Origin of the sequence: Pseudomonas sp. B707 (assembly GCF_022496685.1) — a bacterium.
In the GTDB taxonomy this organism is placed as follows: Bacteria; Pseudomonadota; Gammaproteobacteria; order Pseudomonadales; family Pseudomonadaceae; genus Aquipseudomonas; species Aquipseudomonas paraglycinae.
In genome coordinates this window covers 22,719-49,502 of record NZ_WTVE01000019.1, presented here as the reverse complement: position 1 = coordinate 49,502, position 26,784 = coordinate 22,719, and the positions used below count along the sequence as shown (strand labels likewise).

15 protein-coding genes are annotated in these 26,784 nt (G+C 63.0%); 7 read left to right on the top strand and 8 right to left on the bottom strand.

Features of this window, described 5'->3' with window-relative positions; translation table 11 throughout:
- The first annotated feature begins 213 nt into the window (after positions 1–213).
- Positions 214–13,215, top strand: a complete 13,002-nt coding sequence (locus GQX66_RS09070; RefSeq protein ID WP_240868340.1) for a non-ribosomal peptide synthetase — start codon at positions 214–216, stop codon at positions 13,213–13,215.
- Between the two features lie 120 nt (positions 13,216–13,335).
- Positions 13,336–14,148 carry an alpha/beta fold hydrolase gene (locus GQX66_RS09065; protein WP_102718524.1) on the top strand — a complete coding sequence of 271 codons (813 nt, stop codon included), beginning with the start codon at positions 13,336–13,338 and terminating at the stop codon, positions 14,146–14,148.
- 32 nt (positions 14,149–14,180) lie between these two features.
- Here GQX66_RS09065 and dsbG read toward each other — a convergent pair whose 3' ends face one another.
- The 4 genes from dsbG to GQX66_RS09045 all read right to left on the bottom strand — a co-directional run bounded on the left by dsbG (position 14,181) and on the right by GQX66_RS09045 (position 18,325).
- Complete coding sequence (dsbG, locus tag GQX66_RS09060) at positions 14,181–14,951, bottom strand: thiol:disulfide interchange protein DsbG (protein WP_007955786.1); 771 nt, start codon at positions 14,949–14,951, stop codon at positions 14,181–14,183.
- Positions 14,927–15,799: a TlpA disulfide reductase family protein gene (locus tag GQX66_RS09055; protein ID WP_064378572.1), complete on the bottom strand. Its 873-nt coding sequence runs from the start codon at positions 15,797–15,799 to the stop codon at positions 14,927–14,929. The genes dsbG and GQX66_RS09055 overlap by 25 nt, the downstream gene beginning before the upstream one ends.
- A complete protein-coding gene (dsbD, locus tag GQX66_RS09050; RefSeq protein WP_102686436.1) occupies positions 15,799–17,529 on the bottom strand; it encodes a protein-disulfide reductase DsbD in 1,731 nt (576 codons plus the stop codon). The genes GQX66_RS09055 and dsbD overlap by 1 nt, the downstream gene beginning before the upstream one ends.
- 124 nt (positions 17,530–17,653) lie before the next feature.
- Positions 17,654–18,325: a hypothetical protein gene (locus GQX66_RS09045; protein WP_085744932.1), complete on the bottom strand. Its 672-nt coding sequence runs from the start codon at positions 18,323–18,325 to the stop codon at positions 17,654–17,656.
- 312 nt (positions 18,326–18,637) lie between these two features.
- Here GQX66_RS09045 and GQX66_RS09040 point away from each other — a divergent pair, with 312 nt between their 5' ends.
- From GQX66_RS09040 to GQX66_RS09020, 5 genes are all read left to right on the top strand, one after another.
- On the top strand, positions 18,638–19,318 hold the full coding sequence (locus GQX66_RS09040) for a response regulator (RefSeq protein ID WP_064378569.1): 681 nt from the start codon (positions 18,638–18,640) through the stop codon (positions 19,316–19,318).
- Positions 19,318–20,640: an ATP-binding protein gene (locus GQX66_RS09035; RefSeq protein WP_240868318.1), complete on the top strand. Its 1,323-nt coding sequence runs from the start codon at positions 19,318–19,320 to the stop codon at positions 20,638–20,640. Before GQX66_RS09040 ends, GQX66_RS09035 begins: the two co-directional genes overlap by 1 nt.
- Before the next feature lie 107 nt (positions 20,641–20,747).
- Complete coding sequence (locus tag GQX66_RS09030) at positions 20,748–21,233, top strand: GNAT family N-acetyltransferase (protein ID WP_085744930.1); 486 nt, start codon at positions 20,748–20,750, stop codon at positions 21,231–21,233.
- 142 nt (positions 21,234–21,375) lie between these two features.
- Positions 21,376–22,788, top strand: a complete 1,413-nt coding sequence (locus GQX66_RS09025) for an aspartate aminotransferase family protein (protein WP_085744929.1) — start codon at positions 21,376–21,378, stop codon at positions 22,786–22,788.
- An 83-nt stretch (positions 22,789–22,871) separates the two neighbouring features.
- Positions 22,872–23,096, top strand: a complete 225-nt coding sequence (locus GQX66_RS09020) for an MbtH family protein (protein WP_007917715.1) — start codon at positions 22,872–22,874, stop codon at positions 23,094–23,096.
- Between the two features lie 207 nt (positions 23,097–23,303).
- Here GQX66_RS09020 and GQX66_RS09015 read toward each other — a convergent pair whose 3' ends face one another.
- The 4 genes from GQX66_RS09015 to GQX66_RS09000 are packed head-to-tail and all read right to left on the bottom strand — an operon-like array spanning position 23,304 to position 26,772.
- Positions 23,304–24,203, bottom strand: coding sequence for a zinc ABC transporter substrate-binding protein (locus GQX66_RS09015; RefSeq protein WP_134021152.1), 900 nt, complete (start codon positions 24,201–24,203; stop codon positions 23,304–23,306).
- Positions 24,204–25,103 (bottom strand): metal ABC transporter permease, encoded by a 900-nt coding sequence (locus GQX66_RS09010; protein WP_033059198.1) that lies wholly within the window; start codon positions 25,101–25,103, stop codon positions 24,204–24,206.
- Positions 25,103–25,846, bottom strand: a complete 744-nt coding sequence (locus GQX66_RS09005) for a metal ABC transporter ATP-binding protein (protein WP_240868315.1) — start codon at positions 25,844–25,846, stop codon at positions 25,103–25,105. The genes GQX66_RS09010 and GQX66_RS09005 overlap by 1 nt, the downstream gene beginning before the upstream one ends.
- Positions 25,843–26,772: a metal ABC transporter substrate-binding protein gene (locus GQX66_RS09000; RefSeq protein ID WP_064598220.1), complete on the bottom strand. Its 930-nt coding sequence runs from the start codon at positions 26,770–26,772 to the stop codon at positions 25,843–25,845. The genes GQX66_RS09005 and GQX66_RS09000 overlap by 4 nt, the downstream gene beginning before the upstream one ends.
- Positions 26,773–26,784: the final 12 nt, after the last annotated feature.

The window sequence follows — 26,784 nt, the reverse complement described above, 5'->3', positions numbered from 1 at the left end:
AAGCGCCCAGCCCCGTTGGCGATCCAGCCTGCCGACTAATTATTTCAAGACGTCATCCGTTCTCATTGGTGAATGGATCCGGGTACGCAGCCCCGGACCTACCGCATTCCAATGCCTTGCACGGTCGGCAAAGACCGTGTCCCGCATGCCTTGCACGGGCATGCCGCAGCCAACCCGATTCCACCAGCAAGCCGAATTCAGGCAGGAAACCTCATGACCGACGCGTTCGAACTCCCCAGCACCCTGGTTCAAGCCCTCCAGCGCCGCGCGGCTCTGACGCCGGATCGGCTGGCCTTGCGCTTTCTCGCTGAAACCGAGGCGCAGGCTGTGGTGCTCAGTTATCGCGAGCTGGATCAACGTGCGCGCACCATTGCCGCCGCATTGCAGGCCGAGGCCGGATTCGGTGATCGCGCGGTATTGCTGTTCCCGAGCGGCCCGGATTACGTCGCGGCGTTCTTCGGTTGCCTGTACGCGGGCGTGATCGCGGTGCCGGCTTATCCGCCGGAATCGGCCAAGCGTCATCATCAGGAGCGCCTGCTGTCGATCATTGCCGACGCCGAGCCGCGTCTGCTGCTGACCAGCGCCGACCTGCGCGACGCCTTGCAGCAAATCGAAGGCGCGCCACCGCTGCTGTGCGTCGACACCCTCGACGCTGCGCTGGCCGAGCGCTGGGTCGAACCGACCTTGCCGCAAGATCACATCGCTTTCCTGCAATACACCTCCGGTTCCACCGCGCTGCCCAAGGGGGTGCAGGTCAGCCACGGCAACCTGGTGGCCAACGAACTGCTGATCCGCCACGGCTTCGGCATCGACGTGAACCCGGACGACGTGATCGTCAGCTGGCTGCCGCTGTATCACGACATGGGCCTGATCGGCGGTCTGCTGCAACCGATCTTCAGCGGTGTGCCGTGCATCCTGATGTCGCCGGCGTACTTCCTCGGCCGGCCGTTGCGCTGGCTTGAAGCGATCAGCCAGTACGGCGGCACCATCAGCGGTGGGCCTGACTTCGCTTATCGTCTGTGCAGCGAGCGGGTCAGCGAATCGGCGCTGGAACGTCTCGACCTGAGCCGCTGGCGTGTGGCCTATTCCGGCTCCGAACCGATCCGTCTCGACACCCTTGAGCGTTTCGCCGAGAAGTTCACTGCGTGTGGTTTCAGCGAAAACAGCTTCATGGCGTCCTACGGTCTGGCGGAAGCGACCCTGTTCGTCGCCGGCACACCGCGGGGCACAGGGATTCCGGCGTTGCGCGTCGACGATCAAGCCTTGGCACAAAACCGCGCCGAGCCGGGCGAGGGCAGCCCGATCATGAGCTGCGGCATCAGTCAGCCCGATCATGCGGTGCTGATCGTCGAACCGAACACCCTTGAAGAGCTGGCCGACAATGCCGTCGGTGAAGTCTGGGCCGCCGGCCCGAGCATTGCCCTCGGCTACTGGCGCAACGCCGAGGCCAGCGCCAAGACTTTCGTCCAGCACGCCGGCCAGACCTGGCTGCGCACCGGAGACCTGGGTTTCATCCGCGAAGGTGAACTGTTCATCACCGGCCGCCTGAAAGACATGCTGATCGTGCGCGGCCACAACCTCTACCCGCAGGATCTCGAGAAAACGGTAGAGAACGAAGTCGAGGTGGTGCGCAAGGGTCGCGTCGCCGCGTTCGCGGTCAATCAGAATGGCGAAGAAGGCATCGGCATTGCGGCGGAAATCAGCCGCAGCGTGCAGAAAATCCTCCCGCCTGAAGCACTGATCAAAGCCATCCGTCAGGCCGTGGCCGAGGCGTATCAGGAAGCACCGAGCGTGGTGGTGCTGCTCAATCCGGGCGCGTTGCCGAAAACTTCCAGCGGCAAGTTGCAGCGTTCGGCCTGCCGCAATCGTCTGGCCGACGGCAGCCTCGACAGCTACGCGGTGTTCCCGTCGGCCACCGCTGAAACCGCTCATGAGTCGACCGCGTCCGCCTCCGAACTGGAAGCCCTGATCGGCAAGATCTGGGCCGAGCAACTCAACGTCAAACAGGTCAACGCCGACGATCACTTCTTCCTGCTCGGCGGCAACTCGATCGCCGCCGCCCAAGTGATTGCCAAGGTTCGCGAAGAGCTGAGCCTGGAGCTGAACCTGCGCCTGCTGTTCGAAGCCCCGACCCTGTCCGCATTCGCCGCCGCCGTGGCGCAACAGCAGCAGGACGGCGGCAGCGCCCAAGGCGAAATCACCGCACTGTCGCGCAACGAAGCGCTGCCGCAATCGCTGGCGCAAAACCGACTGTGGATCACCTGGCAGCTCAACCCGCAGAGCAGCGCCTACAACATTCCCGGCGCCCTGCGCTTGCGTGGCGAACTGGACGAGGACGCTCTGCGCATCAGTTTCCAGCATCTGATCGAACGCCACGAATCCCTGCGTACGCGCTTCTTCGAGCGCGATGGCGTGGCCCTGCAACAGGTCGAAGCGGCGGGCGAATTCAATCTGCAACTGATCGACATCAGCGACCTGCCGGCCAGCGAACGTGAAGCCCGCGCACAACGGATCCGCGAAGACGAAGCCCGCACCCAGTTCGATCTGGAGAAAGGTCCGCTACTGTGGGTCACGCTGGTTCGCCTTGACGACGAAGATCACCAACTGCTGGTGACCCTGCACCACATCATCGCCGACGGCTGGTCGCTGAACGTGTTGATCGACGAGTTCTCGCGCCTGTACGCCGGCGCTTCCCAAGGCCAGCGCGCCGAACTCGCGCCGCTGCCAACCCAATACGCCGACTACGGCAGCTGGCAGCGCCAATGGCTGGCGCAAGGCGAGGGCGAACGGCAACTGGCGTACTGGAAGGCGCAGTTGGGCGACGAGCATCCGACCCTGGAACTGGCGACTGACCATCCGCGTTCTGCCAAACAAATTCACAGCGCCGCACGCCACAGCGTTCGTCTGGGGATCAGCCTTAGCGACGCGATCCGCCAGACGGCACAGGCTTATCAATCCACGCCGTTCATGCTGCTGCTCTCGGCGTTCCAGAGCCTGCTGCATCGTTACAGCGGCCAGCGCGACATCCGCATCGGCGTACCCAACGCCAACCGTCCGCGCCTGGAAACCCAGGGCCTGATCGGCTTCTTCATCAACACCCAGGTGCTGCGCGCCGACGTCGATTCGCGTCTGCCGTTCACCGAATTGCTGGCGCAAACCCGACAAGCTGCACTCGGCGCCCAGACGAATCAGGATCTGCCATTCGAACAACTGCTGGAAGCCTTCCCACAGGCGCGCGAGCAGGGCCTGTTTCAGGTCATGTTCAACCACCAGCAGCGCGACCTGAGTGCGCTAAAACGTCTGCCGGGCCTGCTGGCCGAAGAACTGCCGTGGCACAGCCGTGAGGCCAAGTTCGATCTGCAACTGCACAGTGAAGAAGACCGCAACGGTCGCCTGACGCTGTCCTTCGACTACGCCGATGAGTTGTTCGACGCCGCGACTATCGAGCGCCTCGCCGAGCATTTCAGCAACCTGCTGCGAGCAGTTTGCGAACGTCCGGAACAAACTATCGGCGATCTGCAATTGCTGACCGCCGCCGAACATACTCAGCAAAGCGAATGGAGCATCGCCCCGTGCACCCCGGCGCAACAATGGCTGCTGGAACTGCTCAACGAACAAGCGCGGCAAACCCCTGATCGCACCGCACTGGTGTGGGACGGCGGCAGCCTCGACTTCGCTGAACTGCACACCCAGGCCAACCGTCTGGCCCATTACCTGCGCGACAAGGGCGTCGGCCCGGACGTGTGCGTAGCCATCGCCGCCGAGCGTTCGCCGCAACTGCTGATCGGCCTGCTGGCGATCATCAAGGCCGGTGGCGCCTACGTGCCGCTGGACCCGGATTACCCGGCCGATCGTCTGGCCTACATGCTCAGCGACAGCGGCGTCGAACTGCTGCTGACCCAGACGTCATTGCTCGACCGCTTGCCGGCCAGCGAAGGCGTCAGCGTGATCGCCATGGACACCCTGCACCTGGAGAACTGGCCGAGCCAGGCACCGGGCCTGCAGCTGCACGGCGACAACCTCGCCTACGTGATTTACACCTCCGGCTCCACCGGCCAGCCGAAAGGCGTGGGCAACACTCACGCGGCGTTGGCTGAACGCCTGCAATGGATGCAGAACACCTATCGCCTGAACGACACCGACGTGCTGATGCAAAAGGCGCCGATCAGTTTCGACGTGTCGGTGTGGGAGTGCTTCTGGCCGCTGATCACTGGCGCGCGCCTGCTGATCGCCGGCCCCGGTGAACACCGCGATCCGCATCGCATTGCGCAGCTGGTTCAGCAGTACGGTGTGACCACGCTGCACTTCGTACCGCCGCTGCTTTCGCTGTTCATCGACGAACCGTTGAGTGCCGAATGCACCAGCCTGCGCCGCGTATTCTCCGGCGGTGAAGCGCTGCCGGCGGAGCTGCGCAACCGAGTGCTGGCGCAACTGCCAGCGGTGCAGCTGCACAACCGTTATGGACCAACCGAGACCGCGATCAACGTCACCCACTGGCACTGCAGCGTGGCGGATGGCGAGCGTTCGCCGATTGGCCGTCCGCTGGGCAACGTGGTCTGCCGCGTGCTCGACAGCGATCTCAATCCAGTGCCGGCCGGTGTGCCAGGTGAACTGTGCATCAGCGGCATCGGTCTGGCTCGTGGTTACCTCGGCCGTCCGGCGCTGACCGCCGAACGTTTCGTGGTCGATCCGCTGGGCGAGCAGGGCGCGCGTCTGTACCGCACCGGTGACCGCGCACGCTGGACGAACGATGGCGTGATCGAATACCTCGGCCGTCTCGATCAGCAAGTCAAACTGCGCGGCTTCCGCGTCGAACCGGAAGAAATCGAAGCGCGTCTGCTGGCTCAGGACGGCGTGGCGCAGGCCGCCGTGCTGGTGCGTGAAACCGTCGCCGGCCCGCAACTGATCGGCTACTTCACCGCCACCGACACCAATGAAGATCAGGATGGGCAAATCGCTCGCCTGAAAACCGCACTGGCTGCAGAGCTGCCGGAATACATGGTCCCGGCGCAACTGATGCGCCTGGACGCAATGCCCCTGAGTCCGAGCGGCAAACTCGACCGCCGCGCCTTGCCCGAGCCGCAATGGCAGGTGCGCGAACACGTCGAGCCGGTCACCGAGGTGGAACAGCAGATCGCTGCGATCTGGCGCGAAGTGCTGGGCCTGAAACAGATCGGCCTGCGCGACGACTTCTTCGCCCTCGGCGGTCACTCGCTGCTGGCCACGCAAATCATCTCCCGCACCCGCCAGGCCTGCGACGTCGAGCTGCCGCTGCGTGCCTTGTTCGAGCACAGCGAACTGGGTGATTTCGCCGAGCAGATCCGCCAGATCCAGGCCAGCGGCCGCACCAACAAACAGCCGCCGATCGACAAGGTTGATCGCAGCAAACCGGTGCCGCTGTCCTATTCCCAGCAGCGCATGTGGTTCCTCTGGCAGATGGAACCGGACAGCCCGGCGTACAACGTCGGCGGCATGGCGCGCCTGCGTGGCGTGCTGGATGTCGGGCGTTTCGAGGCCGCGCTGCAAGCGCTGATCCTGCGTCACGAAACCCTGCGCACCACGTTCCCGAGCATCGACGGCGTGGCCCGTCAGCAGGTGCATGCCGAAACCGGCGTGCGCATGGACTGGAAGGATTTCTCGAAACTCGCCGCCGATGTGCGCGAGCAGAAAGTCCAGCAACTGGCCGACGATGAAGCGCACCTGCCGTTCGATCTGGAAACCGGTCCGCTGCTGCGCGCCTGCCTGGTCAAGACCGCCGAGCAGGAGCATTACTTCGTTCTGACCCTGCACCACATCGTCACCGAAGGCTGGGCGATGGACATCTTCGCCCGTGAGCTCAGCGCACTGTACGAAGCGTTCGTCGACGACCGCGAATCGCCGCTGCAACCGCTGCCGGTGCAGTACCTCGACTACAGCGTGTGGCAGCGCAACTGGCTGGAGTCCGGCGAGCGGCAGCGTCAGCTCGACTACTGGACTGCACAACTGGGCTGCGAACATCCGCTGCTGGAACTGCCGGGCGACCGTCCGCGCCCGCCGGTGCAAAGTCATCAGGGTGAGCTGTTCCGTTTCGACCTCAGCGATGATCTCGCTGCACGGGTTCGGGCGTTCAACGCGCAGAACGGTCTGACCCTGTTCATGACCATGACCGCCGCCCTTTCGACCTTGCTTTACCGCTACAGCGGCCAGACCGATCTGCGCATAGGCGCGCCGGTGGCCAACCGTATCCGCACTGAAAGCGAGGGCCTGATCGGTGCGTTCCTCAACACCCAAGTGCTGCGTTGCCAGCTCGACGGCCAGATGTCGGTCGGCGAATTGTTCGAGCAGGTGCGCCACACCGTGATCGAAGGCCAGTCCCATCAGGATCTGCCGTTCGACCATCTGGTTGAAGCCCTGCAGCCACCGCGCAGCGCCGCGTACAACCCGCTGTTCCAGGTGATGTGCAACGTGCAGCGCTGGGAATTCCAGCAGAGCCGCATGCTCGCCGGCATGACCGTCGAGTACCTGGCCAACGATGCGCGGGCGACCAAGTTCGACCTCAACCTGGAAGTCACCGACCTCGACCATCGCCTCGGTTGCTGCCTGACCTACAGCACCGACTTGTTCGATGAACCGACCATCGCGCGCATGGCCAGACATTGGCGCAACCTGCTGGAAGCGTTGATCGCCGACCCGCAACAACGCCTCAGCGAACTGCCGCTGCTCGATGCGCCTGAGCAACAGCAATTGCTCGACAGCCTTGGCGTCGAGCCGGGCGAGCGTCGTCTCGACCACTGCATACATCACCTGTTCGCCGAGCAGGCACTGGCGCGCAAAGATGCGCCGGCCCTGACCTTCGCCGGGCAGACCCTGAGCTACGCCGAACTCGACGCCCGCGCCAACCGTCTGGCCTGGGCCCTGCGTGAGCGCGGTGTCGGCCCGCAAGTGCGGGTCGGCCTGGCGCTGGAGCGTTCGCTGGAAATGGTCGTCGGCCTGCTGGCGATCCTCAAGGCCGGCGGCGCCTATGTGCCGCTGGACCCGGAATACCCGCTCGACCGCCTGCATTACATGATCGAAGACAGCGGCGTCGGCCTGCTGCTCAGCGACCGCGCGATGTTCAAGGCCCTCGGCGAGCTGCCGTCGAACGTGGCGCGCTGGTGCCTGGAAGATGACAGCGCCGCGCTGGCCGATTACCCGGCTACCGAGCTGCCATTTATCAGCCTGCCGCAGCATCAGGCGTACCTGATCTACACCTCGGGTTCCACCGGCAAGCCGAAAGGCGTGGTGGTGTCCCACGGTGAAATCGCCATGCATTGCCAGGCGGTGATCGAGCGTTTCGGCATGCGTCCGGACGACTGCGAACTGCACTTCTATTCGATCAACTTCGACGCTGCCACCGAGCGACTGCTGGTGCCGCTGCTCAGCGGTGCGCAGGTGGCGTTGCGTGCGCAAGGCCAGTGGGACGCGGAAGAAATCTGCGGCCTGATCCGCGAACATCGGATCAATATTCTCGGTTTCACCCCGAGCTACGGCAGTCAGTTGGCGCAGTTCCTCGCGACGCAAAACGAGGTTTTGCCGGTGCGGATGATCATCACCGGTGGCGAAGCGCTGACCGGCGAACACCTGCAACGAATTCGCGCGGCGTTCAAACCGAGCCTGTTCTTCAACGCCTACGGCCCGACCGAAACCGTGGTCATGCCGCTGGCCAGTCTTGCGCCGGAAGTGCTGGAAGAGGGCGCCGGCAGTGTGCCGATCGGCAGCGTGATCGGTGATCGCGTGGCCTACATTCTCGACGCTGATCTGGCGCTGGTGCCGCAAGGCGCGACCGGTGAATTGTTCGTCGGTGGCGCCGGTCTGGCGGTGGGGTATCACGAGCGTGCGGGCATCACTGCCGAACGTTTCGTCGCTGACCCGTTTGCCGTCGATGGCGGGCGCATGTACCGCACCGGCGACCTGGTGCGCCAGCGCGCCGATGGCTTGGTGGAATACCTGGGGCGGATCGACCATCAGGTGAAGATCCGTGGTTTCCGCATCGAGCTGGGCGAGATCGAAACCCGCCTGCTCGATCACGATTCGATCCGCGAAGCGGTGGTGCTGGCGCTGGATGCGCCGAGCGGCAAGCAACTGGTCGGCTATCTCGTGACCGAGGTGGCTTCGCGAAGCGAAGCCGAGCAGGCCGATCTGCGCGACGCGCTGAAGGCGCACCTGAAGACGCAACTGCCGGACTACATGGTGCCGACGCATCTGATTCTGCTGGCGAGCATGCCGCTGACCGCCAACGGCAAGCTCGATCGCCGCGCATTGCCGGCACCGGATCCGGAGCTCAATCGTCAGGATTACGTGGCGCCGAGCAACGAGCTGGAGCAGACCCTGGCGCAGATCTGGTGCGAGGTGCTCAACGTCGAGCAGGTGGGTCTGAACGACAACTTCTTCGAACTGGGCGGCGACTCGATCCTGTCGATTCAAGTGGTCAGCCGCGCGCGCCAGCAGGGCATTCACTTCAGCCCGCGCGACCTGTTCCAGCATCAGACCGTGCAGACTCTGGCCGCTGTTGCCAGCCGCAGTGAAACCGTGACCGCTGAGCAAGGTCTGGTAACGGGTGAATCGCGTCTGACACCGATCCAGCACTGGTTCTTCGACACCGAGATTCCCGAGCGTCAGCACTGGAACCAGGCGCTTCTGCTGGAACCGACGGTTGCGCTGGAACAGCACCGTCTGGAGCAAGCGCTGTTGGCGGTGATCGAGCAGCACGATGCCCTGCGTCTGCGCTTCACCGAGGTCAACGGCGCATGGCAAGCGACCCATCAACCGGTCACCGATGCCGCCGTGCTGTGGCAGGTTCGCGTGCCGTCGATGGACAAGTGCGCTGCACTGTTCGCCGACGCCCAGCGCAGTCTCGACCTTGCCCAGGGCCCGCTGCTGCGTGCCGTGCTGGTCGATGGGCCGAACGCTCAGCAACGACTGTTCATCGCGATCCATCACCTGGTGGTTGACGGTGTGTCGTGGCGGGTTCTGCTCGACGATCTGCAAACCGTGTATCGCCAGCTCGACGCCGATCAGTCGGTGAAACTGCCGGCGAAAACCAGCGCCTTCAAGGACTGGGCGGCGCGTTTGCAGGCTTACGCCGGCAGCGAATCCCTGCGTGAAGAACTGAGCTGGTGGCAAGCGCAACTGGCCGGTCCGACTGCCGATTTGCCGTGCGAACGTCCTGAGGGCGGTCGCGAGAATCGTCATGCGCAAACCGTCAGCGTGCGTCTGGATGCCGAACGCACCAGGCAACTGCTGCAACAGGCACCGAGCGCCTATCGCACGCAGGTCAACGATCTGCTGCTGACTGCGCTGGCCCGCGTGCTGTGCCGCTGGAGTGGTCAGCCCTCGGCGCTGATTCAACTGGAAGGCCACGGCCGCGAGACCCTGTTCGACGAGATCGACCTGACCCGCACCGTCGGCTGGTTCACCAGCGCCTATCCGCTGCGCCTGACCCCACACAACATCGAAGAGGCTGCCGGGCAGGGCGCTTCGATCAAGGCGATCAAGGAACAACTGCGCGCCGTGCCGCACAAAGGTCTGGGCTATGGCGTGCTGCGTTATCTCGCCGATGATGCCAGCCGTCAGAGCATGACGGCGTTGCCGAACGCACCGATCACCTTCAACTACCTCGGCCAGTTCGACCAGAGCTTCGGCAGCGATGCGCTGTTCCGTCCGCTGGATGAGTCGGTCGGCGCTGCCCACGATCCGCACGCACCGCTGCCGAACGAGTTGAGCGTCGACAGTCAGGTGTACGGCGGTGAGTTGCTGCTGCGCTGGACCTTCAGCGCCGAACGCTACGACGCGCAGACCATCAACGAGCTGGCCGATGCCTACGTCGGCGAGTTGCAGAGCCTGATCGAACATTGCCTGCAGGACGAGGCCGGTGGCCTGACGCCGTCGGACTTCCCGCTGGCAAAATTGACCCAGGCCCAACTCGACGCACTGCCGGTACCGGCGGCGCACATCGAAGACGTCTACCCGCTGACGCCGATGCAAGAAGGCATGCTATTGCACACCTTGCTCGAACCGGGCACCGGTCTGTACTACATGCAGGATCGCTACCGCATCAACAGCGAACTCGACCCCGAACGTTTCGCCCAGGCGTGGCAAGCGGTGGTCGCCCGTCACGAAGCGTTACGTGCGTCGTTCTGCTGGAACGTCGGCGAAGACATGCTGCAAGTGATTCATACGCCGGGTCGCACGCCAATCGAATATCTGGACTGGAGCGCCATCGCTGACGCCGAGCAAGAGCCGAAACTGCAAGCGCTGCTCAAGGCCGAGCGCGAAGCCGGGTTCGATCTGCTCAATCAGGCACCGTTCCACCTGCGCCTGATCAAGGTTGGCGCGGCGCGCTACTGGTTCATGATGAGCAACCACCACATCCTGATCGATGCCTGGTGCCGTTCGCTGCTGATGAACGATTTCTTCGAGATCTACACCGCCCTCGGCGAAGGTCGCGAAGCGCAACTGGCAGTGCCGCCGCGCTACCGCGATTACATCGGCTGGCTGCAACGCCAGAGCCTGGCCGAAGCGCGTCAGTGGTGGCAGCAGAACCTGCAAGGCTTCGAACGCACCACGCCTATCCCGAGCGACCGTCCGTTCCTGCGTGAACACGCCGGCGAAAGCGGCGGCATGATCGTCGGTGACCGCTACACCCGACTGAATGTCGAGGACGGCGCTCGTCTGCGCGAACTGGCCCAGGCCCATCAATTGACCATCAACACCTTCGCCCAGGCGGCGTGGGCACTGGTGCTGCGCCGCATGAGCGGTGATCGCGACGTGCTGTTCGGCGTGACCGTGGCCGGGCGCCCGGTGGAGATGCCGGAGATGCAGCGCACCGTCGGCCTGTTCATCAACAGCATCGCGCTGCGGGTGCAGATCCCGGCGGACGATCAGCGCGCCAGCGTGCGTCAATGGCTGAGCGGTCTGCTCGACAGCAACATGCAACTGCGCGAGTACGAATACCTGCCGCTGGTGAACATCCAGGAACAAAGCGAACTGCCGAAAGGCCAGCCGCTGTTCGACAGCTTGTTCGTGTTCGAAAACGCCCCGGTGGAAGTCTCGGTGCTGGACCGCGCGCAGAGCCTCAACGCGACCTCGGACTCGGGCCGTACCCACACCAACTTCCCGCTGACGGCGGTTTGCTATCCGGGCGACGACCTCGGTCTGCACCTGTCTTACGATCAGCGCTACTTCGACGAGTCGACCATCGAGCGCATGCTCGGCGAGTTCAAGCGTCTGTTGCTGGCGTTGGTCGACGGCTTCCATGGCGACATGGCCGACCTGCCGCTGCTTGGCCATGAGGAACAGGACTTCCTGCTCCACGGCTGCAACCAGAGTGAGCACGACTATCCGCTGGAGCAGAGCTACGTCGAGCTGTTCGAAGCCCAGGTCGCACAACATCCGCAACGCATTGCCGCCAGTTGCCTTGATCAGCAACTGAGCTATGCCGAGCTGAACCAGAACGCCAACCGTCTCGGCCACGCACTGGTCGCAGCCGGGGTGCAGAGGGATCAACCGGTGGCGCTGCTGGCTGAACGGAATCTGGATCTGCTGGGCATGATCATCGGCAGCTTCAAGGCCGGTGCCGGTTACCTGCCGCTGGATCCGGGCCTGCCGAGCCAGCGTCTGCAACGCATCATTGAACTCAGCCGCACGCCGGTGCTTGTGTGCACCAAGGCTTGCCGTGAACAGGCGACGACCTTGCTGGATGAATTCAGCTGCGCCAACCGTCCACGCTTGCTGGTGTGGGAAGAGGTTCAGGCCGGCACGGTGTCGTCGGCGAATCCGGGCATCTTCAGCGGCCCGGACAATCTGGCCTACGTGATCTACACCTCGGGCTCCACCGGGTTGCCGAAAGGCGTGATGGTCGAGCAGCGCGGCATGCTCAACAACCAGTTGAGCAAAGTGCCGTACCTGAACCTGAGCGACGCCGATGTGATCGCCCAGACTGCTTCGCAAAGCTTCGACATTTCGGTCTGGCAGTTCCTCGCCGCGCCGCTGTTCGGTGCGCGGGTGGACATCGTGCCGAACACCATCGCCCACGATCCGCAAGGCTTGCTGGTGCATGTGCAGCAGCAGGGCATCACCGTGCTGGAGAGCGTGCCGTCGCTGATTCAGGGCATGCTCGCTTCGGATCGCCTGAGCCTCGACGGTCTGCGCTGGATGCTGCCAACCGGTGAAGCGATGCCGCCGGAACTGGCGCACCAGTGGCTGCTGCGTTATCCGGAGATCGGTCTGGTCAACGCCTATGGCCCGGCGGAGTGCTCGGACGATGTGGCGTTCTTCCGCGTCGACCTGGCCTCGACTCGCGGCAGTTACCTGCCGATCGGTACGCCGACCGACAACAACTTGCTGTACCTGCTCGATGGCGCGCTGGATCTGGTGCCGTTGGGTGCGGTGGGTGAGTTGTGCGTCGCCGGCACCGGTGTCGGCCGTGGTTATGTCAGCGATCCGCTGCGCACCGCGCCGGTGTTTGTGCCGAATCCATTCGGTGCGCCGGGTGAGCGTTTGTACCGCACCGGTGACCTGGCGCGCCGCCGCAGTGACGGGGTGCTGGAGTACGTCGGCCGGGTCGACCATCAGGTGAAAATTCGCGGTTACCGGATCGAGCTGGGTGAAATCGAGGCGCGTCTGCACGAGCAGCCGGAAGTTCGCGATGGCGCGGTCGGCGTGCAGGAAGGCGTCAACGGCAAGCATCTGGTGGGCTACCTGGTGGCCGCAGATTCCGCACTGAATCAGAGCGAACGGCTGGAGCGGATCAAGCAGCGCCTGCGCGCCGAACTGCCGGAATACATGGTGCCGCTGCACTGGTTGTGGCTCGACCGGTTGCCGCTCAACGCCAACGGCAAACTGGACCGCAAGGCTTTGCCGGTGCTGGAGATCGGCCAGTTGCAAAGCCAGGACTACCTGGCGCCGCGCAGCGAGCTGGAGCAGACCCTGGCCGATATCTGGGCCGAGGTGCTAAAGGTCGAGAAGGTCGGGGTACGCGACAACTTCTTCGAACTCGGCGGCCATTCGCTGCTCGCCACGCAGATCGCCTCGCGGGTGCAGAAAGCCCTGCAACGGGACGTTCCGCTGCGGGCGATGTTCGAATGCAGCACGGTGGAGGAACTGGCCGGGTACATCGAAGGGCTGGCGGCCAGCGACATTACCGAGGAGAAGGTTGATCGGCTCAATGACCTGATGGCAGAGCTGGAAGGCTTGTAGTCTTCAGAGTCAGTGAACTCAACATTTATCAACCGGTACATGGATGTACGTTTGTATAGTTGACGATCCCGAACCGGCAGCCCAGTCTGCCGGTTCTCTTTTTTGTCGCGGGGGTGATCGATGGCTTTCTTCGAAGTTGACGGACAGGCGCTTCACTACATTGATCAAGGCACAGGCCCGGCGGTGTTGCTGGCCGGCAGCTACCTGTGGGATCAGGCCATGTGGGCACCGCAGATCGCAGCGCTATCGGCGCACTATCGGGTGATTGCACTGGATCTGTGGGGGCACGGCGAATCCGGTCGCTTGCCTGAAGGCACCGCTTCGCTGGACGACATCGCCCGTCAGGCACTGGCCTTGCTCGATCATCTGGACATCGATCGGGTGACACTGGTCGGGCTGTCGGTCGGCGGCATGTGGGGCGTGCGTCTGGCGTTGTCGGCGCCGCAGCGGCTCAACGGTCTGGTGCTGATGGACACTTACGTAGGCGTCGAGCCGGAGCCGACCCGCCAGTACTATTTCTCGCTGTTCAAACAGATCGAGGAAAGCGGCGGAATCTCCGAACAACTGCTGGATATCGTGGTGCCGATCTTCTTCCGTCCGGGCATCAATCGAGAGTCGGCGCTGTATCAGGATTTCCGCGCCAAACTCGCCGGCTATTGCGCCGAACGCCTGCGCGAGAGCATCGTGCCGATGGGGCGCATCACTTTTGGCCGTGACGATCTGTTGCCGCGTCTGGGCGAGCTGAATGCGGCCACCACGCTGGTGGTCTGTGGCGATCAGGACAAGCCACGCCCGCCGTCGGAAGCACGGGAAATGGCTGAGCTGATTGGCTGTCCGTGTGTGCTGGTGCCGGAGGCAGGGCATATCTCCAATCTGGAGAATCCGGAGTTTGTGACCGACACGCTGCTGAAGTTTCTGGCTGAGCGGAAGTAACGAAAACGCCCACGCATTGCGTGGGCGTTTTTTTATTTCGGGCCGAGAATCTTCGCCAGTTTGTCCGGCGTCGGCGCGCCTTGCTGTTGTTGCAGTTCGCCCTTGTCGTCCATGTAGAAGATCGCCGGAGTGGCCTGCAAGTCCAGGTCTTCCATCAACTGCATGTTCGCCGCGAGTTTGGTCTGCACGGCGACCGGAATGTCCTTCAAGGCCTTGAGGGTGCTGGCCTTGCCGGCCTTCTCGTGATCTTCCAGGGCCTTGCTCGGGTCTTTGGCGGCGAGCAGGGCGGCGGATTTGGCCGGGCTGTCTTCGCGGATGATGCCGACCATGATGTGCCGCAACTGCACCTTGCCGGCCTTGACCCATGGACGGGCCTGTTCCCAGAACATGTTGCAGTACGGGCAGTTCGGGTCGCTGAACAGGTACACCGTGCGCGGCGCATCCTTGTTGCCGTCCTGAATCCAGTTGCTTGCTTCGAACTTGGCCCAGACTTCCTTGGCCATCGGCGCGTAGACCAGTTTTTGCAGCGGCGCGCTGCTCAGGTCATTGCCGTCGGCGTCGTACAGATTGCCCAGCAGCACATGCTTGCCGTCCGGCGTCAGGTACAGCGCCATGCCGCGGTTCTGGTATTGCGCGGCGTAACCGCGCAAGCCGTCCGGCGCGTCGAACTGGCCGACGATTTTCGCGCCCTTGGCTTCGATCTTCTTGATCGCTTCAGGCAGTTCTTCGGCGGCCTGGACCGACGGCAAGTGCAGCAGGGCTGCGCTCATGGTCAGCGTCAGCAGGTGGCGGAGGCGGGGCATGGCAGTTTCCTTGAAGAAGAGGTGGCCGGGTTCGGACTGGAAGCCGGGGTGTCGAAGTTTTCCAGGGCGCGGGCCAGGCTGGCGTTCGACAACTCGCCCAGATGGCTGCCCAGCAGGCGACCGTCCGGGCTATAGAACAGCGTAGTCGGCAGAGCCATGGAGCCCACGGCCTGGCCGAGGCGTCCGCTGCGGTCGAACAGCACGTTGTTCAGGCTCAAGCCCTGGGTTTCGAGAAACGTGGCGACGCTTTGCATGCTTTCGGCCTGATTGACGAACAGGAATGTCAGGTCCGGGCGTTGTTGCTGGGCGTTTTCCAGCACCGGCATTTCCCGGCGGCACGGCGGGCACCAGGTGGCCCACAGGTTGATCACCAGCGGCCCGCCCTGATAGTCGGTGAGTTTCACGGTTTCCCCGGCGGCGTTGCGCAGGGTGATGTCCGGCAGGCGTGTGCCTTGCTCGTAGATGTTCAGCGACAGGGTCGCCAGCACCCAGAACGCCACGCCGCTGACCACGCCGAAGCCCAGCGGTCGACGCAAACCCGGCCGGCGCCAGCCGCGATACAGCGCCGCCAGCAACAGCACGATCACCCCCGGCCAGGCGAGAAAACCGCCGTCGCGCAAGTCGATGATCTGCCAGAGATCGTTGCGATAGTGCCCCCAGTACATGGCGACAAACGCCATGCGCGCCGCCAGCATGCCGAGCAGAAACAGGCTGAACAGCGCCGACTCGGGGTTGTCACCGCCGCGCTTGGCCACCCGCCAGCCGACGAAGGTCGCCAGCGCCAGCGCGCTGATCAGCAGCAGGTGGTTGAGTGCGATGGCAAAGGTGCCGAGGGTGAAGGTCAGCATTAACGGGCGTCTCGGGTGGTGGTCCAGCGTTGCAGGAAAGTATCGGCATCGACCTCGCCGGTGATGCGCTGGCTGCGGCGCTCTTCGCCGTCGGCGCCGATCCACACGAAACTCGGTGGCCCCGGCACTTTATAACGGCCGAGCAGTTCGCGGCTGGCGGCATTGTCGGCGGTCACGTCGAGTCGGAGCAAGCGCACATCGCTCAGGGCCTGCATCACCCGCGCCTGGCCGAACACCTGTTTCTCCATGACTTTGCACGACGTGCACCAGTCGGCGTAGTAATCGAGCAGCACCCACTGGCCCTGCGCTTTGGCGGTGTCGAGCTCGCGTTGCAGGGCGCCCGGATCCTTGATCGTCGTGAAGGCTTCGTGGCCGCTGGGCGCCGCAGATCCGACACGGCCGGCGCTGTACACCTGCAACGGCTGATACGGATCGTCACTGCCACCCGCCGCACCGACCACCAACAGACTGCCCCACAAGCCCAGTAACAGCGAACCGGCACCGAACAACTGCGCCACGCGACCGAAGCCTTCTGACTGTTTCCAGGCACTGTAAGCGGCGATCAACAGCAGCGCGCCGCACAGACCCAGCCACAGCGACGGATCCAGCACCGGACGCAGCATCAGCAGCGCGGTGGCGAGGAACAGGAAACCGAACACGCCCTTGAGCAGGTTCATCCACGCGCCGGGTTTGGGCAGGAAGCGATTGCCGACGGTTACCAGCAACAATAGCGGTACGCCGATGCCGATCCCGAGGGCAAACAGAATCAGACCGCCGTGCAGCGCGTTGCCACTTTGCGCGATGTAAAGCAGGGCGCCCGCCAGCGGTGCGGTCATGCATGGGCCGACCAGCAGACCGGACAACGCGCCCAGTACGCCCGCGCCGACCAGACTGCCACCGCGTTGACTGCGCGAGGCATGTTCCAGTCGATCCCGCAGGGCCACCGGCAATTGCAGCTCGAAGAAGCCGAACATCGGCAGCGCCAGAACCACAAATACGGCCGCAAAAGTCCCGAGCAACCAAGGGTTCTGCAACCACGCCTGCAGGTTCGCCCCCAGCAGCGCAGCGATGACGCCCATCGCCGCATACACCAGCGCCATGCAAACCACATAACTGCCGGCCAGCGCGAAACCACGACGTGGCGTGGCGCCGCTGCCGACCACCATGCCGGCCAGAATCGGCAACATCGGCAACGAACACGGCGCGAACGCCAGCAGCAGACCGAGGCCGAAGAACACCAGCAGACTCCAGCCCAGCGAGTGCTGTTGCAGACCGCTGGCCAGTGCCTGATCCGGCGCTTCATCTGTCGTTGCTGCGGCTTTGCCGCCGAGGTCGATCACTCGGGTTTGTGGCGGATAGCAAAGACCGGCGTCGGCGCAGCCCTGATAGCTGACCTTTATCTGGCCCGTGGCGGCTGCGGGAATCTTCAGTTCCAGACCCTGACGATAAACCGGTTGTTCGCCGAAATACTCGTCGCTGTGGGACTCGCCTTCGGGCAGGGCCGGGACGTTTTGCGTCGCCAGCCCGTCGAACTTCAGACGCTTCTGATACAGGTAATAACCGTCGGCGATTTGCCAGAACAGCTGGGTCTCACCGGAATCCAGACGCTCAGAGGTCAGTACGAATGCCTTGTCGACCGGCAGGAACTCCGGTTTTGACGCAAAAGGATCATTCCCTGCCTGGGCCAGACTCGAAATCAACAGTGCAAACAATAGAAAAAAATGACGCATGGAGGAGCCTTGTCCCTGTGCAATTGAGGGGCACAATGGGCGGCGGCGATTAACCGGTGATTAACCGGGTATATCCATGCGTCAAACCTGCGAGACGCTGCAGTATTGCAAACGAATGATGGAGTCAGAGACCCCGTGTCAGCCCGGCGAATGTACCGCTCACGTTGTGCACACCACCCTCGACTCGGCCTTTCTGCATGTTGTAAACCACGAACTGGTCATTGGTCAGGAAGATATACCAGAGGTTGTCGCTAAAGGTCGGATCAATCTGAGCCGCGGTAACAAGGCGATCTTTATAAAGTTCAAGTCCGGGCAGTACTGCTGTTGGATGGTGATTTACTTTTCGCGTTACAGTATCCAGCGTCAAGTGGGTCCCGTCATTCAACAAGAAGCGAAACAGATTTTTGTATCCGATGGCTTCCAGCCAAGTACCGGCAACGATTCTGTCGAAGTAGGGCAGGATCGGCGTCCACAGGGAGTTGGAAAGATTGTAAAAGGCATCAGCCTTTCCGGTGTCCTGGTTATAGGCACAAACCATTGGGCGATCACCATTGTAAAAGAATAACCAGACAATATCCTTGTCGCCCGCCTGGGTCTGGGTGAAGCCGAACCGCAGGTGCTTGGCATAGGCATCGAACCCTTCCCAGTGCCCCTTGATCGGTTTTGGATATTCGCCGGGTACTTCTTCGTCGCCATTGTTGTAGCAGGAAAAGGTTTCAGTATCTTTGAAGAAAAAGTAAATCCGGTCAGGGCCGGAGCGCCAGTCAATAGCAACAAAGTTGTTGAGTTTGGACATTTGATAGTTCCTTGGAATAAATAATGGTTGTTTGGTTTTGTAGTGAGTGTGGTGTTTGTATGTTCTGCAGTTGAAGGTTATCGCTATAAATAACTTTTGCGCACTGATTTTGTGATTACCATTTGTGTCGCTTTGAACTTGATAAATTATTGTCTGTTGGTTTTTTAGTTGTCATTGCAATAGTCGCTATTGAGAAAACCACTGCCCGCAGTCGTATACATCGGGATCATGCTTTTCCTTGGCGCGGGCAGTGTCCATAATTGCCGCTTAATCCTCTCCTGCTTGAATCGCTTTTTTTCTCATGGAGCTCCCATGCACGTACTGGTTTGCGAAGACGATGAGTTGATCGCCAGCGGGATCGTCGCCGGGCTGACGGCGCAAGGCCTGACGGTCGAGCACGTCAACACCGCCTCCAAGGCGCGGGCGATTCTCAAGGTTGCCGAGTTCGACGTGATGGTGCTCGATCTCGGCCTGCCGGACGAAGATGGCCTCAAACTGCTGCAACAACTGCGTCAGCAAGGGCTGGAAATTCCGGTGCTGATCCTCACCGCGCGGGATTCGGTCACCGACCGTGTCGACGGTTTGCAGTCCGGTGCCGACGACTATCTGCTTAAGCCTTTCGATCTGCGCGAATTGTTCGCGCGTCTGCAAACCCTGCTGCGCCGGGTAGCCGGGCGCAGTGTCAACCTGATCGAACACGGTGCGCTGACCTACGACCCGAGCAGCCGTGAAACCACGCTGGCGGGCCGTCCGGTGGACCTGTCCCGTCGTGAACAATCCCTGCTGCAAGCCTTGCTGCACAACCGTGGCCGGGTGCTGTCCACCGAGCAATTGAAGGACAGCGTCTACGGTTTCAACGATGAGCTGGAGAGCAACGCGCTCAACGTGCACATCCATCACCTGCGCAGCAAACTTGGCAAGGGCATCGTCGAAACCGTGCGCGGTCTGGGTTATCGCCTGGGCCCGGCCGATGGCGGAGAAACTGACAAGTGATGAGTCTGCGCCTGCGTCTGAGCCTGACCCTCGGCGCCGCGTTCGCGCTGATCTGGGCACTGGCGGCCGCCTGGATGCTCAGCGACCTGCGTAACCAGATGATGTTTTCCCTCGACCAGCGCCTGGTGGCGTCGGCGCGGATGGTCGCCGGATTGCTGGAACAATTGCCGGCCATCCCGAGCAAAGGCGAAGGCACTCACTTCAGCGCCGAGCAACTGAACATTCCCGGCGGCATGGCCTGTCAGGTCAGCTCGTTGCGCGGGGAAATTCTTGCCCGCAGCCACAACAATCCGGAACAGGCGCTGGAAGCGCAGAAAATGGGTTTTCACGATCAGATGATCGATGGCGCGCCTTGGCGCAGCTTCACCCTGGCTCGGGGCGATGTGCGAATTACCACTGCCGACCGGGTCATCGAGCGCGAAGCCCTGAACATGTCGATCCTGCTGGCGGCCTCGGTGCCGGTGGGCGTGGCGCTGCTCGGCTGCCTGTGCCTGTTGTGGCTGGGGATCGGTCAGGGCCTGGCGCCGCTCAATCGCTTGCGTGAAGCCTTGATGCGTCGCAACGCGGATTCGCTCGAACCTTTGCCGTTGCAGTCATTCCCCAGCGAATTGAAACCGCTGCTCGAAACCCAGAACCAGTTGTTCCAGCGCATCGGCAAGACCATCGAACGCGAACGTCGCCTGACCGGCGATGCCGCCCATGAACTGCGCAGCCCGCTGACGGCGATCAAGACCCACCTGCAAGTGGCGCGCATGACCGAAGGCAACGCCCGCGATCAGTCCCTGGCCCGGGCCGAGGAGGGCGCCGACCGCCTGCACCGGACCCTTGAGCAATTGCTGTTGCTGGCGCGGGTCGAGGGCAGTCTGTCGTTCGACGACGGTGTGCAGTGCAGCGCCGAACAGGTGGCGAAACTGGCGATTCAGGATTCGGCCAGTGACCAGCGCCAGCGCATCAAGCTGCACCTGCCTGAGCGATTGTCCGATGCGCCCCTGCAAATGCCGGCGGTGCTGTCGATCGCGGCTCTGCGTAATCTGTTGGACAACGCCCTGCGCCACACGCCGACCGACGGCGCGGTGGAGTTGAGCCTGGAAACCATCGCCAATCGTGTGCGTTTCGTGGTGCGCGATCATGGGCCGGGGATTGCCCCGGACGATCTGCAACACTTGACCCAGCGCTTCTGGCGCAACGGCCAGAGCACCGGCTGCGGACTGGGGCTGGCGATTGTCCAGGCCATCGTTCAGCGCTGCGCCTGCACCTTGCATTTCGACAGCCGCCCGGATGGTTTGCGGGTCGAGCTGACGATGCCGCTGCAACCGGTCTGAAAGGTTGCCAGGCACATCAAATGTAACCTCTCTCCATTAGTCATCCGCCGGCCGCGACGTTATTGTCGCCCCAGCCTTTGACTCAATGGATTGAGGGAAACAGCGCCATGGAAGCACCCATCCACATCTGTCCCGCCACACCCGCCGACGCCGGCATCATCAGCCGGATTCTCGAGCGCTCTATTCGTGTCGGTTGCGCGCTCGATCATCGCAACGATCCCCAACTGGTCGACCGCTGGGTTCGCCGACAATCGGCGGAACACATCAGCGGCTGGCTCGCCGATCCGCATCTCTATCTGAATATCGCGCTTCTTCACGATAAGCCGGTCGGGGTCGGCATGGCCGCCGCCAATGGCGAGATCACGTTTTGTCATGTGCAGCCGGAGTGGTTTCGTCGGGGCGCGGGCCGCGCGCTGGTGGGCGATCTCGAGGGTTGGCTGAGGATTCGCGGCCGGCCTTGCGTCACGCTCGCCAGCACGCGAACCGGCGAGGCGTTCTACCGGCGCCTGGGGTATCGCGAAGCGGCGTCTGCCTTCACGCATCACGGCGTTTTGAGCCTGCCGATGCACAAGCCGCTGGCATTGTCGGCCTGACATTCGATCAAGGGTGTAAATCCTCGACACGCTGGTGCGTTTCCAGAACAGGAAAACCTGCATGTGCGCCCCGCGACCGGAACGCGCACCTGCCCGGTGTGCAGTTTTGGTCACTATCCATAGCGTATTGAGGGGTCGAGAGATGTCAGTCGCCACCAGTCTTATTGAAGAGTCGTCGGCCCGGATCGCCTCCGCGCCGGCTGAAACGCTGTATCAGTTCAATGAATCACCGTTGCTGGCCCGGCAGAGCCAGCAGGAATCCAATGCCCGCAGCTACCCGCGCCGAATTCCGCTGGCACTGAAGCGCGCCAAGGGCCTGTACGTCGAAGACGTCGAAGGCCGTACCTTCATCGATTGCCTGGCCGGTGCCGGCACTCTGGCGCTGGGGCATAACCACCCGGTGGTGATCGAGGCGATCCAGCAGGTGCTGGCCGATGAGCTGCCGCTGCACACCCTGGACCTGACCACGCCGGTGAAAGACCAATTCGTTCAGGACCTGTTCGGCCTGCTGCCTCCAGCATTGGCCAAGGAAGCGAAAATCCAGTTCTGCGGCCCGACCGGCACCGACGCCGTGGAAGCTGCGCTGAAACTGGTGCGCACCGCCACCGGGCGCAGCACCGTACTGTCGTTTTCCGGCGGTTATCACGGCATGAGCCAGGGCGCCTTGAGTCTGATGGGCAGCCTCGGTCCGAAGAAACCGTTGGGCGCATTGCTCAGCACCGGCGTGCAATTCATGCCGTTCCCGTACGACTACCGCTGCCCGTTCGGCCTCGGTGGCGCGGCGGGTGTGAAGGCCAACCTGAGTTACCTGGAAAACCTGCTCAATGATCCCGAGGCCGGCGTGCAATTGCCGGCCGCAGTCATCGTTGAAGCGGTGCAGGGCGAGGGCGGTGTGATCCCGGCTGACATCGAGTGGCTGCGCGGTCTGCGCCGCATCACCGAGAAGGCCGGCGTCGCATTGATCATCGACGAAATCCAGAGCGGTTTCGCCCGTACCGGCAAGATGTTTGCCTTCGAGCACGCCGGCATCACCCCGGACGTGGTGGTGCTGTCCAAAGCCATCGGCGGCAGCCTGCCGCTGGCCGTGGTGGTTTATCGCGACTGGCTCGACACCTGGCAGCCGGGCGCCCACGCCGGTACGTTCCGTGGCAATCAGATGGCGATGGCCGCCGGCTCTGCCGTGATGCGTTACCTGGTCGAGCACAAGGTCTGCGAACACGCCGCCGCCATGGGCGAACGCCTGAGCGAGCATCTGCACATCCTGCAGCGTGACTTCCCGCAGCTGGGCGACATTCGCGGTCGTGGCCTGATGCTCGGTGTCGAACTGGTCGATCCGAACGGCACGCCGGACGCACTGGGCCATCCACCGGCGTTTGCGCGTCTGGCGCCGCTGGTTCAGCGCGAATGCCTCAAGCGCGGGCTGATTCTGGAGCTGGGCGGTCGGCATGGTGCGGTGGTGCGATTCCTGCCGCCGCTGGTGATCACCGCCGCGGAAATCGACCGCGTCGCCGAGATCTTCGGCCGTGCGTTGAGCGCCGCGACCGCCGGCCTGTAAATTTTTCGCCGCGTCGAACGTTCTTTCTACATACCCGGCTGCACCCGTCGTGCAGCCCACCCTTACAGCGATGGAGACACAGCATGACGTCAGTATTCGACCGCGAGGACATCCTCTTTCAAGTCGTGGTCAACCACGAAGAGCAGTATTCGATCTGGCCGGACTACAAGGCCGTGCCGGAAGGCTGGCGCACCGTCGGCAAGAGTGGCCTGAAAAAGGAATGCCTGGCCTACATCGAAGAAGTCTGGACCGACATGCGTCCGCTGAGCCTGCGCCAGAAGATGGAAGCGCAAGCGGCTGCACAGTAAGTCTTCAGGCAAAAAGAAACCCGCTGAACCGGGAACGGTCAGCGGGTTTTTTCATGTCGATCGTTCCCACCCAGACGGTGATCGTTCCCACGCTCTGCGTGGGAATGCCTCATTGGACGCTCCGCGTCCGCTTCGCAAGGGACGCGGAGCGTCCCGGGCTGCATTCCCACGCGGAGCGTGGGAACGATCAACGGGGGGCAACTGGCCTTAGGCGCCGCTCAGGCCCTTGAGCAGCACATCCACATTGCCTTCCAGCTCTGCCACCGGATCCGCTGCATCGGTGCTCAGCACCAGCAGATGACTGCCCGATTCGGCAATCGCCGCTTTCACCGCGTCCGACGGCTGCCGATGGTGCAGCACCACTGCCACGTCATTGTCTTTCAGGGTGGCGGTGAGTTTTTTCAGATCCTCCGGCGTCCATTCGGCATCCGCGCGGGCATCCTGTCCGATCAATTCCAGATTGAGGCTGCCGATCAGGTAACCGAAGTGATCGCTCAGGCTCATCACGCTCAGGTTGTCGGCACTGGCCAGACGCGCCTCGCTGTCGGCACTGAGTTTCAGCAGGCGCTGTTTCAGTGCCGCCAGATTGGCCTCGATCTTCGGTTTGTCCTTCGGTGCCAGGCGCACCAAGTCTGCCGCCATCACGTCGGCCATGCGACCCATGTTGTTGCTCGCCAGCCACGGCTGGCTGTTCAAACCGTCGACCTTGAGCCCCGGTTGTACGGCAATGCCGGGCAGGGCGCCGTCCACAGGGCGGGCGGCGTCGACTTCGACGATGCGGATGTTGCTGCGGCGGGCGATCGGATACAGCGGATCATCGGCCCACAGCGAGCGCACGCCGATCACGGCATCGGCGCCAGTGGCCAGTTTGCTCAGCGCCGGGGCGCCGCGACCGGTGAAATAGGCGGTCTGGCGGCTGCCCGGCAGATTCGCTGGCGCCGCACGTTCGAGGCTGATGTCGGTGCCCTTGAGCAGGACTTCACCCAGACCATAAGTGATGGGCAACGAGGCCAGCACTCGCAACGGTTTCTCGGCAGCCAGCAGAGGGCTTGAAACTGCACCGCTGAGGGCGATTGCCAGAGTCAGTTTTCGTAATGAAAAAGCCATTTATCCAAGGTTCCCTTTCAGACTGGGGACGACGCCCCGGGCAATCGCGGCGAGGGCGAAGGCGATACCGGCGACCAGGATGATCGCGGCGCCGGACGGAATCGGCAGGTCGAACACGATCGGCGCGAGAATCCCGCACAGCGTGCTGATCGTGGCAATCAGCACCGAACACCAGAAAAAGCCTTTGAGCGACTGGCTAAGCAGACGTGCTGCCGCCGCCGGAATCACCAGCAGCGCACCGACCAGAATCGCACCGATGACTTTCACTGCAGCAACCGTAATCAGCGTCACCAGAATCACGAACAGGTAATCCAGGGTCTTCACCGCGACGCCGCGCACCGCCGCCAGTTGCGGATTGAAGCTGGCGAGCATGATCCGGTTGTACAGCGGCAGGGCCAGCGCCATCACCAGTGAGCCGACAATCGCCAGCACCAGCAGGTCGTTGCCGTTGACGGTCAGCACCGAGCCGAACAGCACGTTTTCCAGAATGTGCACGTTGATCTTGCCCGCCAGAATCAGCAGCAGGCTGGCGCCCAAAGCGAGGGACACCGACAGGAACACGCCAATCAATGTGTCGGGTGCCAGACCGGTGCGGTTGCGCAGGTAGTTGAGCAAAATGCCGAACAGCAGGCAGTAACCGAACAGGCTGCCGTACGGCCCGGTGTAGGGCTCGCCGAGCAGAATGCCGATGGCCACGCCGGTCAACGCCGCGTGACCGACTGCTTCGGAGAAAAACGCGAAGCGCTTGACCACCACTAGCGTGCCGAGGCCACCGAGCACCGGGCCGATCAGCAGACCGGCAAGCAAGGCGTTGACCACAAACCCATAGGCCAGGGCTTCCGGCAGGTAACCGGAAGAGGCCCAGCCTTGCACCATCAAACGAAAGGCTTCGTAACTCATCAGGCAGCGCTCCGTGGATGGGTCGAGAACAGGGTCAGCAGGCGTTCCGGGGTCAGGGCCTGTTGTGGCGTGGCGTCGAACAGCACGCGGCGGTTGAGGCCGGTGACGCGATTGGCCAGACGCCCGACCGCTTCCAGATCGTGCTCGATCCACAGCACCGTGATGCCCGCCGCGCGCCAGTCGCCGAGCAGGCGTTCGAACACCTGGATCCCGGCTTCGTCGAGGGCTGACATCGGCTCATCCAGCACCAGCAATTGCGGTGTCGGAATCAGGCCCTGAGCAAGCAGTACCCGCTGGCGTTCGCCACCGGACAGCGCACCCATCCGGCGCTTGCGCTTGTCCTGCATGCCGACCCGCTCCAGCGCATCACCGATAGCGCCGGCGTAGCGTTTGCTCAAACCGAGAAAGGCCGGGCGACGCTGACACATGGCGGCCATAAAATCATCGACGGTCATCGGCAGACCCCGATCGAATTCCAGCGCCTGCGGCACGTAACCGATGGTGCCGGGTTCGCCGGGCCATTGCAGACTGAGCCGGCCGTGATGGGGCATCTGCCCGAGCAGGGTCTTGATCAGCGAACTCTTGCCACCGCCGTTGGGGCCGACCAGCGCATGCACGCTGCCGGGCTGCACCTGGAAGGTGACTTTGTCGAGGATCGTCGTGCGGCCGAGGGTCAGGCTGACGTCGGCGAAATCCAGGGTCGGGCCGCTGCTGGCTATCGACAGGTTTTCCTGAGCCGTCATGCGCCGGACTCCTGAATCGCCCGCACCACGGTGTTGAGGTTGCCGGTCATTTCCTTTTCGTACTTGTCGGCGGTGTATTCGCCATAGGAAATGTGCGACAGCGGGTACAGCTTCACACCGGATTCGCGCTGGATGGTTTCGACGTAGGTGGACGGGAAATCCATCTCGGAGAAGATCACCTTCACGTCCAATTCCCGCAATTGATCGATGGTTTTCTTCAACTGGCTCGGGCTCGGCTCGATGCCGTGGGCGGGTTCGACCACGGCGGTGACTTCCAGACCGAATTCGCGCAGCAGGTAGTCATAAGCGGCGTGCACCGTGGCTACTCGCAGTTCGGCGTTCGGCGCCTGGGTCAGTTTGGCCAGGGCGTCGGCGCGCATCTGCCGCAGGCGTTTGCCGTAGGCGCGGGCGTTCTGGGTGTAGGTCTTGGCGTTATCCGGGTCGAGCTTGCCCAGTTCCCGGGCGATGTTGTTGACCTGGGCAATCGAGGCACTGATCGACAGGAACGTGTGCGGGTTCACCACTTTGCCGGCGCCGCGCGCAGCAACCCCGGTGGCGGCCAGCAACGGCACGTTTTCGTTGGCTTCGATAGTCTTGATGTTCGGCGTTTCGCTGGCGGCGATCATGCGGTCGGCGAAGTCGTCATGGCCGACGCCGTTGAGCACGATCACGTCCAGCCCGCTGATGCGCTTGATGTCTTCGGCGCGCGGCTCGTAGGCGTGCGGGTTGAAACCGGCGGGAATCAGTGGCACGACCTCGGCCTTGTCGCCGACGATGTTCGCCACATAGCTGTAATACGGATGCAGTGTGATGCCGATGCGCAGGCGCTTGGCCTGATCGGCGCTGGCCAGCGGGCTCAGCAGGCAGGCGCACAGACCGATCAGCAGCAGGCGCAGGAAAGGACGGCGTTGAGATGAACTAGGCATGGGCAAGCGGTC

Excerpts from the sequence above, each read along its gene's own strand:
- GQX66_RS09005 (WP_240868315.1), bottom strand. The coding sequence starts at position 25,846 with ATGACGGCTCAGGAAAACCTGTCGATAGCCAGCAGCGGCCCGACCCTG.
- GQX66_RS09070 (WP_240868340.1), top strand. The coding sequence starts at position 214 with ATGACCGACGCGTTCGAACTCCCCAGCACCCTGGTTCAAGCCCTCCAG.
- GQX66_RS09025 (WP_085744929.1), top strand. The coding sequence starts at position 21,376 with ATGTCAGTCGCCACCAGTCTTATTGAAGAGTCGTCGGCCCGGATCGCC.
- GQX66_RS09015 (WP_134021152.1), bottom strand. The coding sequence starts at position 24,203 with ATGGCTTTTTCATTACGAAAACTGACTCTGGCAATCGCCCTCAGCGGT.
- GQX66_RS09035 (WP_240868318.1), top strand. The coding sequence starts at position 19,318 with ATGAGTCTGCGCCTGCGTCTGAGCCTGACCCTCGGCGCCGCGTTCGCG.
- GQX66_RS09055 (WP_064378572.1), bottom strand. The coding sequence starts at position 15,799 with ATGCTGACCTTCACCCTCGGCACCTTTGCCATCGCACTCAACCACCTG.
- GQX66_RS09065 (WP_102718524.1), top strand. The coding sequence starts at position 13,336 with ATGGCTTTCTTCGAAGTTGACGGACAGGCGCTTCACTACATTGATCAA.
- GQX66_RS09010 (WP_033059198.1), bottom strand. The coding sequence starts at position 25,103 with ATGAGTTACGAAGCCTTTCGTTTGATGGTGCAAGGCTGGGCCTCTTCC.
- dsbG (WP_007955786.1), bottom strand. The coding sequence starts at position 14,951 with ATGCCCCGCCTCCGCCACCTGCTGACGCTGACCATGAGCGCAGCCCTG.
- GQX66_RS09020 (WP_007917715.1), top strand. The coding sequence starts at position 22,872 with ATGACGTCAGTATTCGACCGCGAGGACATCCTCTTTCAAGTCGTGGTC.
- GQX66_RS09045 (WP_085744932.1), bottom strand. The coding sequence starts at position 18,325 with ATGTCCAAACTCAACAACTTTGTTGCTATTGACTGGCGCTCCGGCCCT.
- dsbD (WP_102686436.1), bottom strand. The coding sequence starts at position 17,529 with ATGCGTCATTTTTTTCTATTGTTTGCACTGTTGATTTCGAGTCTGGCC.
- GQX66_RS09040 (WP_064378569.1), top strand. The coding sequence starts at position 18,638 with ATGCACGTACTGGTTTGCGAAGACGATGAGTTGATCGCCAGCGGGATC.
- GQX66_RS09000 (WP_064598220.1), bottom strand. The coding sequence starts at position 26,772 with ATGCCTAGTTCATCTCAACGCCGTCCTTTCCTGCGCCTGCTGCTGATC.
- GQX66_RS09030 (WP_085744930.1), top strand. The coding sequence starts at position 20,748 with ATGGAAGCACCCATCCACATCTGTCCCGCCACACCCGCCGACGCCGGC.